The sequence below is a fragment of the Nostoc sp. genome, assembly GCF_036919615.1.
Classification (GTDB): domain Bacteria; phylum Cyanobacteriota; class Cyanobacteriia; order Cyanobacteriales; family Nostocaceae; genus Nostoc.
The window spans coordinates 54,653-73,490 of the sequence record NZ_JBALCN010000009.1 but is presented as its reverse complement, the minus strand read 5'-3'; the positions used below and the strand labels follow the sequence as shown (position 1 = coordinate 73,490).

Sequence of the window (18,838 nt, the reverse complement as noted above, 5' to 3'; positions counted from 1 at the left end):
TATATCTCGAATAGTATAAGGTAAGTTGATATCTTTTACTCTGTTAAGTACATTCTCTAAGACAAAATATTGGCTATTAAGGATGAGTTCACCCCCAAGCCTCTGAAATAAGATTTGTTCCTTTTCCTTACTTAAAATTGCATCGCCAGATTTACAGTTTAAAACTACCATAGATACTTTAATCATTGTAATAATTAATAGGCATATTAGGAAAGGAAAATTATTGCTTAATTGATGGCTACCAGTATTTTTAAGGTTAACTATCATTCAACAGCATAAGAGGTAAACTGACGTTTAAAAGGAGAATGAAACCCAATGACAATATCAGAAGAAGGTACACCTAACTCAACCAATCGTTCGGCAACAGATTCTTCTGTACCATTATATTGAATCCATATTTTCCCATTTTGAATATCAAAATGCATGACTGGGCCAAACACCCGCTTATCTCCTTGCCAACCAACGTAAGCTAGTTGATAATGGTCATTTTCATTGTCTAAAATTAATTGTGATTTGACAGTATCGGTATTAGATGCGATTTCTTGATGTTCGCTCAAAATTTGTTTGATAAGTTGTCGATAGCTTTTTATTTTATCCATAGCCGAATCTCCTGATGTTTTGGGTCGTAAATTATCAACTTAACTTGGTAACGATGAAGGGCGCGTTGAACAAAAGAAAGTTGAAAAAAATCTTGATATGTTTCGATAGGAACGGCTAGATAAAGCACTCTGTCTGCTTCTTGTTCTTCTATAGCTTGGCAGTAATTGAGATATTGTCCGAGTGCAGTATGAAATTCACTGATATCTGAATCTGCAATAAAACTTTTAATTTCAACAGCTATTTTCTCTGTATTACGTTCTGCGGCAATGGTATTTTCAGCGGCTAAATCTATTTGTAGTTTAATTGCTTCACTAATCCGAATTGTAAAAGGGTCGTGAGTAATTATCCACCCATCTTTAATTAATGCTTTTTTTACCTGTTGATGGAAAACATCTTTAGCCATTTTGCTATCTCTAGATTAGAGTCAGCTTAACCCAAAATAATATTTTTGCTTTATGTAATGCGTTCCCCGAAGGGGTTGTCGTTCGCGCAGCGTGTCGTAGACAAGACATCGCACTCTCCATTATTTTGCATTGCTGCGGCAAGTTTTTCTAGATTTTGACGAACATTAACACTCCGAAAATGATTGATACCCCAGACTCGTTCACAAATATCTAAAGCTTGCAGATAAAGCAGTTCCGCTTCGCTGTAACGTTCTGTAGCACGATAGATTTCTGCCAAATTGTTGAGACTTTCGGCAACATTAGGATGATTTTCTCCCAATAGGTGCTTATCAAGTTCTAAGGCTTTTATACATAAGGGTTCAGCTTCATTGTAACGCCCCTGCTCCCTGTACATATAACCAAGAGCATAGATAGTATCTGCTAAAAGCGGATGCGCCTTTTGCAATATACACTGCTTGATGTCCAATGATTGCAAAAACAAAGATTCAGCTTGATCATAGCGTCCTTGAGCACGGTATATTAAACCTAAATTGTGCAAATCTGTTGCAACATCAGGATTCTCTTCTCCCAAAAATCGCTTATCTAGTTCTGTTGCTTGTTGCGACAACGGTTCAGCTTCACTGTAACGTCCTTGATGATAATAAAGTAACGCTAAATTATTCAGTATGAGAGCGAAAGAAGGATGATTTTCGCCAAGCAGACGTTTTTCGAGTTCTAATGATTGCAGATACAAAGGTTCTGCTTCCTGATAACGTCCTTGTTCATCATATAGTAGTGCCAAATTGTTCAGACTGGCGACAACATCAGCATGGTTTTCCCCCCACAGGTGTTTCCTCAATTCCAAAGCTTGTTGATATAAGAGTTCCGCTTTACTATATTGTCCAGTAGATTTGTAGAGTCCTGCCAAATTATTCAGGCTAGTAGCAAAAGAAGGATGGTTGTCTCCTAGCAGGCGTTTCCTCAATTCTAAAGCTTGTTTATATAAAGGTTCGGCTTCGCTGTAGTGTCCTATTGCACGATATATTCCTGCTAAATTGTTGAGGCTAGTAGCTAAGTCTATCTGCAAACCTAATTCATTTTGCAATTCACTCGCCTGACGCCAATACTTAATTGCTAATTCCTGTTCTTCTTGATAATTTTGAGATTCACCCCGATCTAATCTGCTGCGGTAAATATCACCTAACCTTGAATATAAGGTAGCCAAAGTGGGGTTTTTAGTTCCCTGTTCCTGTTCTACTTTCTCGATTAGCCTTTGTAAATCTTGAATGGGCAAGAAAAAGGGGTTATTTTCATTAGTATCTGTGCTGGCTAATTCTGTGTCTCTAAAAACAAAGCGTATATTTTCTAGTTCTTTACCAGGAATAGCATTCGTCTTTTTAGATTCAAACCGAAATACACCGTTACGCCAACTCCAAAAGTCAGGGGCTTTTTTAATCAGGTTGACTAAAATTTGGTTAGTTACCCAAAGCACGATCGCGAAAGGAAACTCCCGCAATCCTTCCCTTGTCCACTGTAGGTAACCAAAAAATTTCTCCTGTTCTGATTGCTCATTTCCAAGTTGAAGAAAATAAAGTTGTTCAGCACCCGTCACAGTGATCACCGCCAGGTTCTGCTGACGGAGATATTCTTCTTGTTGTACCAGTTGGTTAAGAGCAGCTTTGAGGCTCGGCTCCTGACGTGCTAAAGTCACTCGATATGGACGAAACTTAGGTTGTAGCTCGGCTTCATATTGGGCAATAATCTCATCACGAAAGCTAGCATCATTGCAAACTGCAATCAGTAAATTTAATCCCCGTTTTTGAGCTTCAATAGAAACAATTAAATCATCATATGCATCTTGATTTTCTCCCTGCTTATCTAAGCATTCTTCATTTAACATTAATAGCTCCCTTTATTCTCAAGGTTTCTATAATAATTGGATGAACATCGTACCAAGTTTCATCAGTGCGATATTCTAGAACATACAGCCCATGTAGCAAATCCAAAAACTCTGCTTGTTTCGGATCATTGGGCATAAATTGTTCATAAACACTCTGCAAAATATCTATATCAACTTTTCCTAAACGTATGGAAAAATCATTGCGAATTTTATTGATTGCTTCCAGGAGAATTTTATCGTCAATAATAACTTCTGCTGAGGGATTTCGCCGGATCATCCGCAAACAAATGCGGCAACATTCCTTAGAAATACGAATTAACTCTCGCAATACACCACCACTGTAAATCACAATTTTTTCAGCAGTTTCTGCCGCGATTAATTCACTGGAAATCCGCTTTTGTAAAACTTCACCAAGAATCTTTGTTGCTTCCGGGCGAGGTTGGGCGTTAAAGAAGCGATTTTTACCTTTCTCGAAAATTTTTAAGACAGGCATTGCCACAACCTGGTCGTTGGTTTCAGTGGTAATTATTGTGCTGATAAATGTTTCACGAAGTACTGCGATCGGGATAGTGTAAATAATTTGAAAGTTAGGTTGGCAGAGAGCTTTAATGTTATCTCTATAAATTTCGTTAACTCTTCCTAAGTCAAGTTTGTCTAAATCATCAATAATTACTAAAACGTTTTTTTTAGTTGCAGCTTGAATTAGAGCAGCAATTTCATTAATTCTGGCAAGTAAATCTGATAACTTTCGTTCAAATTCTTGCTTAATTTCATCCCGAACGCTAGCATCAGCTTTTAATTTAGAGCTAATCAATTTTAGGAGGTCAAAACCTATCCCAGCTTCTACCTGCAAATTTAATTCTTCAGTGCGAGTGCGGGTAGCAAACCACTTATAAAGAGCTTCTTTAGTAAATTGAGGAATATCAACTTGGCGTGCTTCTGCCTCGGTCATTAAATTAACTGCGATCGCAAACAGTATATTAATATGATTAACAGCAGACATTTCAATTTTGTCAGCAATCGAAAATAGAACTACAAAATATTTATTTTGAATTTGTCTGCTAAACTCAGCTAACAAAGTAGACTTACCACATCCCCGATGTCCTGTAAAGACAATTTTGCCATCTCTATTAGGACTATCTTCCACTAATTGGTTAAGGTCTGCAATCAAATCATCACCATATTCGACTCTAAATCTTTCCATTTCGTTCTGTTCCATCAACGGAAACAGTTCGAGATTACTGTATGCTTCTTGAAAGGAGTTTAATAATTCTTGAGACATTGGATAGTGCCGTAAATGTGCTAACTATCCATATAATGGCTGATCATTTTTGAAGTAAAAGTCCAAGCAAGCGTAACTTTCCTAACTCTGTCAATAAATAACTACTAGGTAGATACTGTCTGATGTTTTAAAATAAGATACTCTCCCTTCTACAATCCTAACCAAGAAACAAGGAATAGAGGTTGATATAAATAATAATGAATGATAGATTATACATTTAAAAAATAGTAATGAATGATAGATTATACATTTAAGATAGTGAAAGCTACCTAATAAATAAATAAATAAATAAATAAATAAATAAAATTAAATTTTTAGCCTGCTTTGCTTCTGTTCTCTCTTCCTATCCTTGAGAGAGGAGATTTTTCTCAATCCAGTCTGAAAAAGTGATTTTTCTGTTCAAAATTTTTCTCCGTGGCCAATGCTGCGTGTAGCTTGCTTCACCGTAAAAGTACGGCTGATGGTAGTTATGAAGGATGCGATGGTAACTGTTGGTTGTTAGTATTGGCTCACTATAGCAATCTTATTTGATTTGTGAAAATCGCTAGGCTCAGATCCCCGACTTCTCAAAGAAGTTGGGGATCTTGTTGTTTACGAATGATTAAGTAGGGCTATAGTTGTCACCATCCTAAAAGAAAACTGTCATTAGAAAAATTAAAACTGCGGTTACTAACATTGAAGTTTTCATCACTTTGAGTATAAGCCACACAAGTCAACTTTTGGGCGGAATGTGGGGATTAGATTTTAGAGTTTTAATCAGTCCAGCGATGTCTACGATGGTCACTGAGCGGCTGGTGAGCGCAGTCGAACCATGTCGTACCACTTCCCTGCGGGACACTACGCGAACGTGGAAGCAAGCTACACGCAGCAGAAGTGCGGGCTATTTAGTGTCGCACCAAATACGACGGAGATGACAGAGCGATCGCTCTCAATTGGCACAGTCCTTAACAGTTTTTAATTCGCTCTGGATTTTATATTAAGGAATAGAAACCGATCGCAATAATCGCTCAACAACAGTTCTTGCATTGCGTCCTCCTCTGGGAATAAGGCGATGGCAAAGAACGTGAGGGACGAGAAATTTTACATCATCGGGGATAGCATAATCACGCCCTAATAGAAAAGCTAACGCTTTGGCAGCCCGTTGTAATGCTAATGTGCCACGCGGACTGACACCAAGGGCGATTTCCTCATCTTGGCGTGTTGCCCGCACCAATTCGAGGATGTACTGTTGCAATGAAGTTGTCACTTTTACTTGAGAACAGAGATAACGCAATTCCTGTACTTCTGCCAAGGTTATACAAGGCTGCAAATCAGCAACCTTCACACCATTTTGGAGATTTTGCAGCATTTGGAGTTCTTCTGCCTCGGAAGGATAGCCCAAACTCAGCGACAACATAAACCGATCCATTTGCGCTTCCGGCAGAGGAAAAGTACCTTGATACTCAATAGGGTTTTGAGTAGCAATGACAAAAAACGGCTGGGGAACTGGACGAGAGACACCATCGACTGTTACCTGATGCTCTTCCATTACTTCCAGTAAAGCTGACTGAGTGCGGGGTGTAGCGCGGTTAATTTCATCAGTTAGGAGGATATTAGCAAAGACTGGCCCAGTCAGAAAAGTAAATTCGCCGCTTTTTGGGTTCCAGATGTTGGTGCCAGTGATGTCAGTTGGCAGTAAATCGGGAGTACATTGTAGCCGTTGAAACTTGCCATCCAGTGAACGAGCTAGGGATTTAGCGAGCAGGGTTTTACCAACACCAGGGACATCTTCTAGGAGGGCATGACCACCACCTAGCAGGGCTACTAGCACTAAGCGTATTGCCTCAGTTTTGCCAACGATGGTAAGAGCCAGATTTTGTGTTAAGGCGTCAATTTTTTCTCTCATGCGGTGCGGGGAGTGGGGACTGGGGAATAGGGAATGGGGACTGGATTATTCCCAATGCCCAATTTCTCTAAATACATTGTTCCCACACCAAACTCCTAACTCTGTCAATTTTAGATTTTGGTCGCACCAAAGGTGCGCTGACAGCACAACTTGGATTTTGGTGAAGCAGCGCGGTCTTCTCCCATTGGGAGAGGCTAGCGCCTGCCGTAGGATGCCCGAACGCAAGAGCGTCTCGTAGAGAAGGGCTATAGGGGGTTTCCACGCCACTTGCTTTATGCCGGGGAACCCGTCCACCGCAGTGGCTCCCCATGAGTGACTGCACCAAGCCGAAGGGATTGAAGAAAAAATCTAAAATCTAAAATCCAAAATTGAATAACTCCTAACTTTTAACTTTGCGCTCCAGCACTCAAAACTTCTCTAGCAATAACGCAGTCAAGTTGAATTTGTGTTTTCAGGGCTTCTAGAGAAGGAAATTTTTGTTCAGGGCGCAAAAATTTAACTAGCTGCACAGCCAGCTTTTTACCATACAAATCACCAGACCAACCGAATAAATGTACTTCCGCAGATGAATAAGTACCATTTACAGTTGGGCGGCTACCGATATTCATGATGCCCAAGCTCTCACTTGGAGGAACATCTGGTGTTTCATTGAGAGTGAAAACGCGGACGGCATAGACTCCTTGGCGGGGCAAAAACTTTTCTTTTGGTAGTTGGAGGTTGGCGGTAGGAAAGCCAATTGTTCTGCCCAATTGTTGACCTTGAACGACATCACCAAGGAGAGTGTAAGGGCGTCCTAGTAGTAGATTTGCGTTTTCGATATCGCCGTGCTCAAGGGTTTGGCGGATCAATGAAGTGCTAATGCGGGCATCTTGAGTCGGAGTAGTACTGACACAACTGCTTTGGGTAGGTGAGTCACCTGTATAAGTTTGTAAGGGAACGATGGTAACGGGGATATTATGCTTGGCCGCGAGTAATTGCAAATCTTTGGCAGTACCACTGCGCTTTTCGCCAAAACAAAAATCCTGCCCGATGCTAATTCGCTGGCATCGCAGTTGTTGCACAAGAATTTTTTCGACGAATTCTTCAGGGGTCAGAGCAGATAATTCTTTGTCAAAGGGTAGTAGTACCAATTGTTCTACCCCAAGCGATCGCAATTGTTGGACTTTTTCATCCAGTGGCGTTAACAAAGTCCTGGGTTGCCCTGTAAAAAACTCCTGTGGATGGGGGTCAAAGGTGACAACTGTTGAGTAGGTATATTCTTTATTTGTCAGTTGTCCGTTGTCTGTTGTTAGTTGTTGGTTTTCGTTTGACTGCGGGTTACTAGCTACTGACAACTGACCACCAGCGTGCAAGACTGGTTGAATTACCCTTTGATGACCAAGATGAACACCATCAAACTTGCCAAGGGCAACAGCAGTCGGCGTTAGCAGCCCTTCGCTCGAAGGAGCAACCCACACAGAACACCCATTTTTAGACAAATTTAGCACGTGGATTCTGAGATTTTAGGTTTATTTTAGCTATCAGCAGGAAGCTACCCTATGGTAAACCGCTTTGAGGAGGACAGCTTTTGTAGACAGTCTTGAACTTCCACCAACTGCCCATGAGGTCTTATCCTATCAGCCAGGGGGTTGATGCCACCCCTTTTAGCTATTAGCCAAAGCCTAACTCACAGGAAGTCACCCAAGATGGTTTCTTGTGCTATTAGCTTGACTACGAATTTTAGATTTTAGATTTTAGATTTTAGATTTTAGATTTTTTGGTTCATGCTTCGCTATGTTAGGGCGAAACAAATCCAAAATCCTTAATTTAAAATCCGACGCTCCTACGTCGCTAACGCTGCGCTATCAGAGTCAAGTACCCGGACTTCGTTCTGCTACGTTCGCGGAGCGTCTCGCAGAGAAGACAGTGGTCTGTTTCAATCCCTTCGGGTTGGTGCAGTCGCTCATGGGGAGCCACTGCGGTGGACGGGTTCCCCGGCATAAAGCAAGTGGCGTGGAAACCCCCAAGACCCTTACGGGTGACGCTCAATGACTCGAAGAGGCTGCGCTATCGTCCAAGACGTCTCCCCTTCTCACATTGCCAGAGGCTAACGCCTGCCGTAGGATGCCCGAACGCAAGAGCGTCTCGTAGAGAAGGGCTGTAGGGAGAAGACTCGCTACCGCTACGAAGACAGCCAGTCGCTTCTAGTCGGGAAACCCGTTGTTATTGCCTGGCTCACTGCGCTCTTCACCAAAATCTAAAATCGTTCGACTGAGCGAACGCGAACAGCGTCTCGTAGAGAAGCCGAAATCCAAAATCCAAAATCCAAAATCCAAAATTGGTTGACAGCTAATTGCTAAGTCCAGATAACCCCAAATATCAGAGCTAAAAAGGCTCTAGTTTCGTGCTGAGACTGCAACGAGGTTACCCTCCATCAGCCGCAATCTTAGGGCATCTGTGGGTGTCTGGGCTGTGTTGTGAATCTATAAATGTATGTCCTCCTGTTGTCGCCCTTATCCTGTGGTCGGCGCTCTGACAACTCTGGGCAGCGCTGTCTCACCGTGCAGCCAACAGGTACGCTCTCGCGCTGAAAGCTTCTGATCACCAATCTAATCTAAAATCTCCAATTCCTCCGATCGCAATCTTTAGACAGAAAACTTCCTAACAGGAAAAGATTCTGATAAGGAAACTGAGGTGGGAACCTGAAGTACCATTCCTTCCCGTGCCATGATCGCCCCAGGAAATTTCGCAGCTGCTTGTTTCCCTACACGATCCAAAAAGTCGTCGTCGTGCGCGGGGTCGTGGTGGTAAATCACCAGAGTTTTGACGTTAGCAGCTTGTGCCACTTTCACCGCTTCTTGCCAGGTAGAATGTCCCCAGCCAATTTTCGGGGATTTTGGGGAATGGTATTCCTCGTCCGTGTAGGTAGAATCGTAAATCATAATGTCGGCATTACGAGCTAGCCAAAGCACATTGTCATCGAGTCGGTCCGGAAAATGTTCAGTATCAGTAATGTAAACAGCAGCACCACCATGCCAGTTTACACGGTAGCCTACGGCTTCACCTGGATGGTTTAAAGGTGCTGTTTCTACGGTAAGGTCATCGATATGTATTGGTTGCCCTGGTCGAATGTCGTAGAAATTTAAATTGGCTTGCATAATCTGCAAGGGTACAGGAAAGTTTGGGTGTAACATTTGATCATTGAGGCGCTGTTCTATGGTAGAACCATCAGGAGCGATCGCGCCGTAGATATGAAAGTCATTCCCTTTCACAAATCCTGGGGTAAAGAAGGGAAAACCCTGCATGTGATCCCAGTGAGAGTGGGTAAAAAATATGTGACCTTCTAACGGCATTTGGCGCAACAAAGATTGCCCCAAAACATGTAGTCCCGTACCAGCATCGAAAATTAAGCGTTTATCGCCCGCTTGCATTGATATGCAAGGGGTATTACCGCCGTAACGAACGGTGTGTGGCCCTGGACTGGGGATGCTGCCGCGAACGCCCCAAAATTGTACGGTAAATTGGTTCTCTATCCTAGACATGGGTGTTGCTTGCTGGACTGAGCGGGCGATAAATGAAAAAATTGCTACTTTTTTTTTCTAAGTATATGCTGTCTCACCGATTTTGGTAGAGGGAGGATTTCTTGGTAAAACAGCATACCCTGTTTCTGGCTGATTGTGTAAATGTGGATGATATCGTCTCAGGAAAAATTTTCCTGTTTTTCGGGTAGATGTGTATCAGTTATTTCAAGAGTGCCCCTACGTTATAGCCTACATTTTTTTGTAACGCATTTAAATAACCCCAGTTTTATCCTGATAAATCAAATGATTCACGAAATATTGAATTCCCACTCAGACAATTTATCTAGTCCATCTGCGTAGGTAAGATTGTATTGTAACGGAGTAATACTGATGTAGTTTTTACGTACAACATGCACGTCTAATGGTACATTTGGAAGTAGATCTAATTCAGTTGGGGGTTCCACATCCTCAATTACCTCTCCGGTTAACCAGTAGTACGTTTTTCCACGAGGATCAACTCGTTTATCAAACACATCAATGTAACGCCGCACTCCTTGACGGGTAAGAGTAACTCCGGCAATTTCTTCCCACTGAACAGCAGGAATATTGACGTTGAGCAGCATCAAATCTGGCAGCGGTTTTTCGGCTAACTGATCTACGAGAATTTTGGCAAACTTAGCAGCAGGTTGAAAGTCTTTAAATGTATGACTAATAAGACTTAGGGCTACACTAGGAATGCCTTCAATTAGACCTTCCATTGCCGCAGAAACAGTGCCGGAATACAAGATTTCAGTTCCCAAATTCGCACCTTGATTAATACCAGAGAGAACTAAATCGGGGGAAGTATCTAGCAAAGCCCACAGCGCCAATTTGACGCAATCTGAAGGCGTACCATCGCAAGCCCAAGCTTTGACAGCGGGATGAAAACTCCCTTCAACAATTTCGGCGCGAATTGGTTGGTGTAAAGTTAACCCATGTCCAGTTGCCGATCGCTCTCGATCTGGGCAAACTACACTAACATCATGACCTGCCTCTGCCAAGTAGTTGGCTAGGGTACGAATCCCCAAGGCAGAAATGCCGTCATCGTTGCTAATTAGTAATTTCATAGTCATTAGTCATTGGTCATTAGTTATTAGTTATTTGTTATTAGCCATTTGTCAATGTCGCAGGTCACAGCCAGCAAAAAAATATTCATACTCACTAGTACACTGTGGCGTCAGTTTGCCTACCTTTAACAAGAGGATTTTGCCCCAAGTCTTAAATGCCAAGTCTTGTTAATTGAGATGTTAGCTGGATTTATGCCAAGCTGTACTAGCCCAATCGTCTCTAACTGATAAACAGAAGTTTGGTTTTGACCAGAAAGAAAAAGGTACAAGCCCACTTCGGCTAGCGAGCGTGCATCGCCTAAATTTATTTATAGGGTTCAAAATGTTTGACTTTTGAATGAGTGACTTTTGACTTCCCCGTTCGCGTAGCGTCTCGCAGAGAAGGGGCGCTTTGGCTGATTTAATGGCATAGCTGTAAGTTTATTTATCGGGCAGTTCACAGCTTTTGACTATAGACTAATGACTAATGACCAATGACTAATAACTAATGACTAGCAATTTAGAAGCTCAACTTTTAGCACTGCGGCAAGAAGGAGAAAAAGCGATCGCAGCCGCTGATACCCTAGAACGTCTGGAGGAACTCAGAGTTAACTATCTGGGTAAGAAAGGGGAACTGGGGGCACTGTTGCGAAGTATGGGGCAAATGAGTGCAGAGGAACGACCGAAAATTGGAGCGATCGCCAATACAGTCAAAGAATCCCTGCAAACTAGTCTAGACCAGCAACGCGCCGCCTTGGAAGCTGCACAAATTCAAGCTTTGCTAGAGGCGGAAACTCTGGATGTAACTATGCCCGGAATTTACAGCCCCCAAGGTCGCATTCATCCCCTCAATGGTATTATCGACCGGGCGCTGGATATCTTTGTCGGTATGGGCTACACCGTGGCTCAAGGGCCGGAGATGGAAACAGATTACTACAATTTCGAGGCTCTCAATACCCCGCCTGACCACCCCGCCCGTGATATGCAGGATACCTTCTACCTCCCAGATGGTAATCTTCTCCGGACTCATACCTCATCAGTGCAAATTCGTTACATGGAAAGAGAAGAACCACCGATTCGGGTTGTGGCTCCAGGGCGAGTTTATCGGCGAGATAATGTAGACGCAACTCACTCAGCGGTATTCCATCAAATAGAACTTTTAGCCATTGACGAGGGACTCACTTTTACAGACCTTAAGGGCACAATTAAGGTATTTTTACAAGCAATATTTGGCGAGTTACCAATTCGCTTCCGCGCTAGTTATTTCCCGTTTACCGAACCCTCTGCTGAGGTGGATTTGCAGTGGAATGGGCGCTGGCTAGAGGTGATGGGCTGCGGTATGGTCGATCCAAATGTACTTAAATCTGTGGGTTATGACCCAGAAATTTATACTGGGTTTGCTGCCGGCTTTGGTGTAGAACGCTTTGCAATGGTGTTACATCAAATCGATGATATTCGCCGATTATATGCTAGTGATTTGCGGTTTTTGCAGCAATTTTAGGGAAGCGATCGCTTTAAATAATCAGGCGTTTACTAAATCTCTTACAAAAGTCAATTTGATGAAAATGGAACCACAGATAAATACTCATGAATTATCTGTGGTTTTAAATAATAGTTCGGGATTGATGAATTTGGTAAACTATTGAAGAAGCTCTAGGTTTGTTAATGTGTGAGTACACAACATTAGTAATATTTGACCCAAGTAATCATGAATTTAATTACAAAAACAGTACATTATTAATTCATACATTAGATTTTTATAACTCAGAAGAAGGTAAAAAATATATAGCTTCTTATGAATTGAACGAGCAAACATTTCCTTCTTATGGAATTGTAGGATGGATAGCTGTTGAAAAAATTTTTAAATATGATGAAAAAAGCTTTGCTGCCGATAAAGATTTGCACTTATTAGGAGAAAGTCTTGTTGACTACAAAAATAGTTGTGGTTATGAAGGATCTGATGTCTGGGCTATTGCCCTAAAAAAACCTATCTTTTTAAATCCGCCTATTTGTAACGTATTACAACCAGAGGGTATTAATAACGGTGAACTATGGGGGGCTGAAGATTTGTCACATTTAGAAGCCTTCGATATAGCACTTCAAGCGAAAGTTGAGTATGAATAAGCCAAAAAACAGGGTGTAATATTTTTGTTTTCTGGTACACTGACCTCTGTTTACTAAATTAAAAATATTAAGGTGGTCGGTGAATGACACTAACCACCATGCGTGAGACTTTATTTAACTATTCCTGAATGACCAGGGATATCTCCCAAAGGTTCAAATCTACCAGCTAAGTATTTAGCAAGAAACTCCTCGGCGATCGCAAAAAAGTGCAAGCGATTTTCTGGTCTAGCAAAACCATGTCCTTCATCTGTGTAAAGTGCATATTGCACTGGCAAACCAGCTTCCTGCATTGCGTTGACAATTTGATCACTTTCTGATTGTTTCACGCGTGGATCGTTTGCACCTTGACCAATGAGTAAAGGTTTTTGAATTCGGTCAACGAAGAATAAAGGCGATCGCGATTTGAGAAACTCCTCTTCTGTCTCCAAGTTGCCAACGCGATGATAAAGCATTGCCTTGATCGGTTCCCAATAGGGCGGGATAGTTTCTATCAAAGTAATCAAGCTACTTGGCCCGACAATATCCACACCAGCAGCAAAGATTTCGGGTGTAAAAGTCAACCCCACTAAGGTGGCGTAACCTCCATAAGAACCGCCCATAATCGCAATCTTTTGCGGATCAGAAATACCTTGTTCCACTAGCCAGTTCACGCTGTCAATTAAGTCATCGTGCATTGTGCCAGCCCATTCCCGATTACCAGCATTCAAAAATACTTTGCCATAGCCCGTGGAACCGCGAAAGTTCACTTGCAGAACAGCATAACCCCGATTAGCTAGCCATTGCGCTGTGGGAGAGAAACCCCAAATATCCCGCGCCCAAGGGCCGCCGTGAACCAGCAATACTGTTGGTAGATTCTGGGTAGGTATTCCTACAGGAGTTGTCAGGTAACTGTGGATAGTCAAGCCATCCCGCGCTTCGTAAGAAATCGGTTGCATTGAAGCTAACTGCAACGCTTCGAGTTTGGGTTGGTTGCTAAAGAGGAAAGTGCTAGTTTTGGACTCTCGGTTGTAGGCATAGTAATAAACTGGCCCACTGTCAGTTCTATAAGCTACTAGCCAGGTTTTATCTTCCAAGTCGCGGCTAATTATAGAGAATTCTCCAGGACGCACCTTGGCGATTTCCTCAAAATCAGCGGCGATACTCTGGTCAATTACCTGCCATTCCTGTTTATCTTTGTAGAAAGAAACTGCTTGGATAACTCGCGTTAGGGGCTGAATGATTATCCCCACAACATCATACTGCTGGTCTTCAGCGATGACAGTTTCTTGACGGGTGTCTAGGTCAACAGCTAGCAGACGTTTGGCGTTAGCATCGTGATTGCCTTGAATATAAAGTGTTTTACCATCAGCCGAGAAGCTAACAGAATTCCCTTCCTCCTCTGGCCCCCAGTGGCGGATAATTTCCCACTGTTTATCTGAGGTTTTCTGCAATAAGAGGTCATAACCACCATCGGGTGTGCTAGCTGTCGCTGCACGGACTTGGAAATCGGCATCAGATGTCCAACTAATAATGTTACCGGGGTTGTCAGTGTCGAACTCCACAGCACCATTTTTTAGATTGATGCGGTAAACGTCAAACTTTTGGGGATTATTCAAGTTCAACGCTACCAGCATTTGATCTGGAAATTTAGGTTCCAGTTCCACGAGTTCGGCTTTTACACCTTGAAATGGCGTTAAGTCACGCACAATCTTGGAGTGAATATTAACCAAGTGGAGGTGAAAGTTCTCATCACCATCCGAGTCCTGCATATAAATCAACTGGTCGGCATTATAAGTCCAGAAGAAAATGCGGATACCGCGCTTTTTGTCGGCAGTTAGTATCTGGTCGTCTTCTTGTCCTACAGTTCGCAACCAAACCTGTAAGACATTTTTCTCATCGGGGGCAATATATGCCAAGTACTTGCCATCAGGCGAGAGTTGGGGGCTGGTTTTTTCAGGATTCCCAAACAGAATTTCGCGCGGAATCAGTGGTGGTAGGGAGGGTGCTTGAGCAGATGACATATTTTTATCCTCTACTTGACCTCTTTATTGTTACTTAGTGGTGAAAATGACAATTCATCCTATTGGATGAACCTAGCTGAAAAATCGGTAGGGGAGCAAGGGAAAAGAAAAAAGCTTTATCTTACTCCCTTCCCGCTATAAAATTACCTATCTTTTCCTTTACGTTCTTTGCGTCCTTCTCTACGAGACGCTGCGCGTTGGCGTCAGCCTCTTACAGAGAAGGCGGTTCGTTAAAAAATTTAGGTATTCTAGCGGGAACGCCTGATGGCGAACGAGCCGGAAGGGAATAATACTCGTAAATGAGTTTTTGATACTCGTGAACGAGTCTTTTATACTCGTAAATGAGTTTTTGATACTCGTGAACGAGTCTTTTATACTCGCCGATGAATCTTTGATACTCGTCGATGAGTCTTTGATACTCGTCGATGAGTCTTTTATATTCGCCGATGAGTCTTTGATACTCGTGAGCGAGTCTTTTATATTCACCGATGAGTCTTTTATATTCGCCGATGAGTCTTTGATACTCGTGAGCGAGTCTTTTATACTCCTGAACGGATTTCTTGTATGGAATATTTTATTTCCTACACTCTGAAGTGTTTTACTAGTTTGTCAAGTTTGATTTGATAGGTTCGTAGTTGGCGCTGTCTTTGCTAAAGCGCCAACTACAAACAATCGTTAACCCAAGCGGATTGGGAACTAGGGCGTGTTTTCAAACTCAAAAAGTAGGTTGGGTTAAGCGTAGCGCAACCCAACAAAGCAACGCAAATGTTGGGTTTCGTTCCTCAACCCAACCTACATTTAAGTCTAATTTGGGGTTTGAAAACAGTCCCTAGTCCTCAGCGTGAGCTATTGACGGCAATTGTCGCAATGTCCGCAACGCCAGTTAGCTGCTTCTTTATCAAAACCAAAGGCATTTAATAAAAACTGCCAACGACACTGCTTTGTAGTCAGATATTGATGCATTTGTTTAACAGCGTGTAATTGCGTTGGTGGCTGAGTTCCGGCTTTTTGCCCAATGGTGTAATGGAAAGGATCAAGCCAGTTTAGCTGACCATTGCTATGGAGTAAAGCTAAGGTGATCGCACCTTCGGGAAATTGTCGCGTTACTGCATTCACTTCTCCCTGTTTTGGTAATTTTTTCACAAGTCGCTGCGCTATTTGTTGTTGCGATCGCATTTGTTCTTGAAAAAACTCCTGTCTTTGCTTATCTTCTGGATCTAACCACCCTGTAGGTTCACTCACCAATGTCAATGCTTGGGCTGGTTTTCCATCCCTTCCAGCCCGGCCAATTTCTTGCACATATTCAGATAGCAGATGTGGTGCGTGAAAGTGAACTACCCAGCGCACATCAGATTTATTTATCCCCATACCAAACGCACACGTACAGACAACAAAGGGGATTTTACCACTTAACCAGCTTGCTTCCACTGCACGGCGTTCTGTTGCACCCAATCCTGCATGATAACTAGCTGTAGTATAACCCATCTCTGCTAACCAATCAGCTAAATCTTCGCTATCTCTCCTAGTGCGAACATATACTAATCCCGATTGTTGCGGTCTATTTTGAATAAACTTTAATAATTGTTGTTTCCTACCTCGTGGTGTCCAAGCAATGCGGACGCTGGGATGCAAATTAGGACGGTAAGGATTCAAGCGAAAAATCTCTGGTTGCTGTAATTGTAAAACTGTTTGAATAATTTTTTGGGCTAAGGGGTCAGCAGTAGCGGTAAAAGCAGCAATGCTAATTTTTGTTCCCGGTGGTTTTGATTTTAGTAGTGCAGGACGCACAGCCCCTAATCTGCGATAAGCTGGTCGAAAAGTATCACCCCACTGCACTAAACAATGGGCTTCATCCAAAATTAAGCCATTAATTTGCAATTGTGGCTGACATAATCTTTCCCAGACTGGCGCACTTAGCAAAGTTTCTGGCGATAAATAAAGTAATCTTAGCTGTTGACGTTCTAAAGCTTGCAGAGTTGCACGGCGTTGAGATGAAGACAATTCGTTATGTAAAAGCGCTGCTTTTTGGTGGCTTTCTCGTAGTTCCTGTACTTGATTTTCCATCAACGCCACCAAGGGTGAAACTACCAAAGTTAATCCTGTTTGTAGCAGTGCGGGAAGTTGAAAACAAATCGACTTCCCTCCACCGGTGGGCATAATAATCAGTGCATCTTTTTGTGCTAATAAACTGCTGATAATTTCTCCTTGTGGTGGACGAAAATCTTCATAACCCCAGATTGTTTGAAAAGCTGCACGAACTTCTTGCCAAGATTTTGTTGTAGGCTGATTCATAATCAATGGTAGATGCACCCATATCCTTGAACACTGAATATAGCCTCTGTTATCCAGCTAATGGTTCAGTAATTTCATCATCTTAGGTTGCAACGCACTGACTGCAAGAATGAATTAGAATTAATTATTATGCATTAACATATTAAATACAAGTTTCACCTAGATGAACGAAGAATTAAAACATAAATTTTACATCAGCACCGATAAATCTAAATTAGATATTCAAATGATTCATGATTTTTTACAAGCTTCTTATTGGGCTGAAAACATCCCATTAGCCACTGTGGAAAAGGCAATAAAAAACTCTTTATGTTTTGGACTTTATGAAGATAATCAGCAAGTTGGCTTTGCAAGAGTCATCACTGATTATGCAACTTCTGCATTGTTAAAAGATGTTTTTATTTTGGAGCCTTTTCGAGGACAAGGTTTAGGAAAATGGTTTGTAGAATATATTTTGGAATATCCAGAATTGCAAGACGTTCAAAGGTGGATGTTAGGCACAAAAGATGCTCATGGACTTTATCGCCGTTATGGTTTTAAAAATTTGACAGAGCCAGAAAAAATCATGATGCGTCTAAATACTAATGCTGATCAAGCATAAGCAATGCCTAAATTGGGCAAAGCCTATGTAAACCAGTTTCATTCGATATAGCGCTTCTCGCTTGTATGCAATGCACTTTGACCTCACTTCCATTCCTCTCTCCTTTTAGAAGAGAGGCTTTGAATCTTACTCCCATTCCCTTGTAGGGAAGGGGCTGGGGGTTAGGTCTCTTGGACTCAGCTGAGAAACGCTATAAGCACTCTTGGTTGTTTACTTAAAGCACTGATCGAGTCAACTATATAAAAATTAGTGAGTGTTCTGATTTTGGGAATGGAAGGGACAACCACCTGCCGTTAATTTATCAAGAAAGACATTATTATCAAAATAATGCTCTAAAAACTCAATCTTCAAATCATCAGTCACGCGAGCAATACTAACTCCTACGATTTCTACTGTTTCTCCTGTGGGTGCATAGTCTTTATAAGAACCATTAAATGTTCCCCAATGTCGCCACTTAAAGGTTACATTAGGCGGTCCTGAGAGGACTTCTGTTAATTCCCAAAGAAAGCCATTATGAAAGGCATTATGAAAAACCTCAAATGAAGATTCAAAGGTTTCTGTTTCAGAGCTATAATGCTCACTTTCACCCAGAAACAGGTTATAAGTACTCTTGCTGGGCAACTTCTTGAGCAGTGAAGTGTTGCCCGCCATTGGTACTCATCTTAAACTTATCAGTAACAATCGAAAGCCACTGTTGAGGATTAGATTTATTAGAAGCTTCCATCTCAAAAGTGCGGACTAAATTTTGAGCGATCGCTTCTAAAGAACCTTCTGGATGCTGAAATTTACTTTCTTGATGAAGAAATTCATTGGTGTAAGAATAATCCGGGCGTATTCCTTCTCGCCACTGTACTTCTTCATCATGAGCAATGACTATATCTCTATCTTGTACCCAGAGCGGCAATTCTGGAGTTTTTTCGCTACTCATACAAGCTAACTGACTATAAAGATCATTTTTTAGAATAAGGTTTTATGGATATGAGGTAAATTTAAAAATCTAAAAAAGTAAACAATATTCATAATCAACTCAATAGACTTGACTTTTTGCAAAAATCCGAATACGAACAAAAAGAACCACAGATAAACATCAATGTTTATCTGTGGTTCGATTGTTTTTATGACTTACACACTGAAAACCTGAAACCTCCTTCGCGTAGCGTGCGCGAAGCGCACTCTCCCCTAACCC

The 18,838-nt window shown here is 41.9% G+C and carries 15 protein-coding genes and 1 pseudogene; 4 read left to right on the top strand and 12 right to left on the bottom strand.

The annotated features are described in order from the left end of the window. Nucleotides 1–263: 263 nt before the first annotated feature. Genes V7K48_RS03510 through V7K48_RS03495 form a run of 4 tightly spaced genes read right to left on the bottom strand, consistent with a single transcriptional unit; the run spans nt 264 to nt 4,165 of the window. A complete protein-coding gene (locus tag V7K48_RS03510; RefSeq protein ID WP_335069645.1) occupies nt 264–599 on the bottom strand; it encodes a XisI protein in 336 nt (111 codons plus the stop codon). Then, on the bottom strand, nt 587–1,003 hold the full coding sequence (locus tag V7K48_RS03505; protein WP_335069643.1) for a XisH family protein: 417 nt from the start codon (nt 1,001–1,003) through the stop codon (nt 587–589). The genes V7K48_RS03510 and V7K48_RS03505 overlap by 13 nt, the downstream gene beginning before the upstream one ends. A gap of 50 nt (nt 1,004–1,053) precedes the next feature. Beyond that, nucleotides 1,054–2,883 carry a tetratricopeptide repeat protein gene (locus V7K48_RS03500; protein ID WP_335069641.1) on the bottom strand — a complete coding sequence of 610 codons (1,830 nt, stop codon included), beginning with the start codon at nt 2,881–2,883 and terminating at the stop codon, nt 1,054–1,056. Next, on the bottom strand, nt 2,873–4,165 hold the full coding sequence (locus V7K48_RS03495) for an ATP-binding protein (protein WP_335069639.1): 1,293 nt from the start codon (nt 4,163–4,165) through the stop codon (nt 2,873–2,875). Before V7K48_RS03495 ends, V7K48_RS03500 begins: the two co-directional genes overlap by 11 nt. Before the next feature lie 811 nt (nt 4,166–4,976). Here V7K48_RS03495 and V7K48_RS03490 point away from each other — a divergent pair. Next, nucleotides 4,977–5,123 (top strand): hypothetical protein, encoded by a 147-nt coding sequence (locus tag V7K48_RS03490; RefSeq protein ID WP_335069637.1) that lies wholly within the window; start codon nt 4,977–4,979, stop codon nt 5,121–5,123. Nucleotides 5,124–5,141: 18 nt separating this feature from the next. On the opposite strand, the gene V7K48_RS03485 is transcribed toward V7K48_RS03490, so the two are convergent. The 5 genes from V7K48_RS03485 to surE all read right to left on the bottom strand — a co-directional run bounded on the left by V7K48_RS03485 (nt 5,142) and on the right by surE (nt 10,656). Next, on the bottom strand, nt 5,142–6,050 hold the full coding sequence (locus V7K48_RS03485; RefSeq protein ID WP_335069635.1) for an AAA family ATPase: 909 nt from the start codon (nt 6,048–6,050) through the stop codon (nt 5,142–5,144). 45 nt (nt 6,051–6,095) lie between these two features. Further along, complete coding sequence (locus V7K48_RS03480; protein WP_335069633.1) at nt 6,096–6,317, bottom strand: hypothetical protein; 222 nt, start codon at nt 6,315–6,317, stop codon at nt 6,096–6,098. 119 nt (nt 6,318–6,436) lie between these two features. After that, nucleotides 6,437–7,537: a bifunctional riboflavin kinase/FAD synthetase gene (locus V7K48_RS03475; RefSeq protein ID WP_335069631.1), complete on the bottom strand. Its 1,101-nt coding sequence runs from the start codon at nt 7,535–7,537 to the stop codon at nt 6,437–6,439. 1,137 nt (nt 7,538–8,674) lie between these two features. Continuing rightward, nucleotides 8,675–9,571 (bottom strand): MBL fold metallo-hydrolase, encoded by an 897-nt coding sequence (locus tag V7K48_RS03470; RefSeq protein WP_334978724.1) that lies wholly within the window; start codon nt 9,569–9,571, stop codon nt 8,675–8,677. Nucleotides 9,572–9,858: 287 nt separating this feature from the next. After that, the gene (gene surE, locus V7K48_RS03465) at nt 9,859–10,656 is read right to left on the bottom strand and encodes a 5'/3'-nucleotidase SurE (protein WP_335069861.1); all 798 of its coding nucleotides are present in this window, start codon (nt 10,654–10,656) and stop codon (nt 9,859–9,861) included. 487 nt (nt 10,657–11,143) lie between these two features. Between surE and pheS the strand changes: the two genes are divergently transcribed. Together pheS and V7K48_RS03455 are read left to right on the top strand one after the other, a co-directional pair. Then, a complete protein-coding gene (gene pheS / locus V7K48_RS03460; protein ID WP_298906140.1) occupies nt 11,144–12,136 on the top strand; it encodes a phenylalanine--tRNA ligase subunit alpha in 993 nt (330 codons plus the stop codon). A 164-nt stretch (nt 12,137–12,300) separates the two neighbouring features. After that, a complete protein-coding gene (locus tag V7K48_RS03455; RefSeq protein WP_335069629.1) occupies nt 12,301–12,759 on the top strand; it encodes a hypothetical protein in 459 nt (152 codons plus the stop codon). A gap of 110 nt (nt 12,760–12,869) precedes the next feature. Here V7K48_RS03455 and V7K48_RS03450 read toward each other — a convergent pair whose 3' ends face one another. Then, nucleotides 12,870–14,759, bottom strand: coding sequence for a S9 family peptidase (locus tag V7K48_RS03450; protein ID WP_335069627.1), 1,890 nt, complete (start codon nt 14,757–14,759; stop codon nt 12,870–12,872). Between the two features lie 846 nt (nt 14,760–15,605). Further along, the gene (locus V7K48_RS03445) at nt 15,606–17,051 is read right to left on the bottom strand and encodes a RecQ family ATP-dependent DNA helicase (protein WP_335069625.1); all 1,446 of its coding nucleotides are present in this window, start codon (nt 17,049–17,051) and stop codon (nt 15,606–15,608) included. Nucleotides 17,052–17,214: 163 nt separating this feature from the next. On the opposite strand from V7K48_RS03445, the gene V7K48_RS03440 reads away from it, so the two are divergent. Beyond that, entirely contained in the window at nt 17,215–17,652 is a 438-nt protein-coding gene (locus V7K48_RS03440; RefSeq protein ID WP_335069623.1) for a GNAT family N-acetyltransferase, read from the top strand. 246 nt (nt 17,653–17,898) lie between these two features. Here V7K48_RS03440 and V7K48_RS03435 read toward each other — a convergent pair. Next, nucleotides 17,899–18,580 (bottom strand): annotated as a pseudogene (locus V7K48_RS03435) (SnoaL-like polyketide cyclase). Nucleotides 18,581–18,838: the final 258 nt, after the last annotated feature.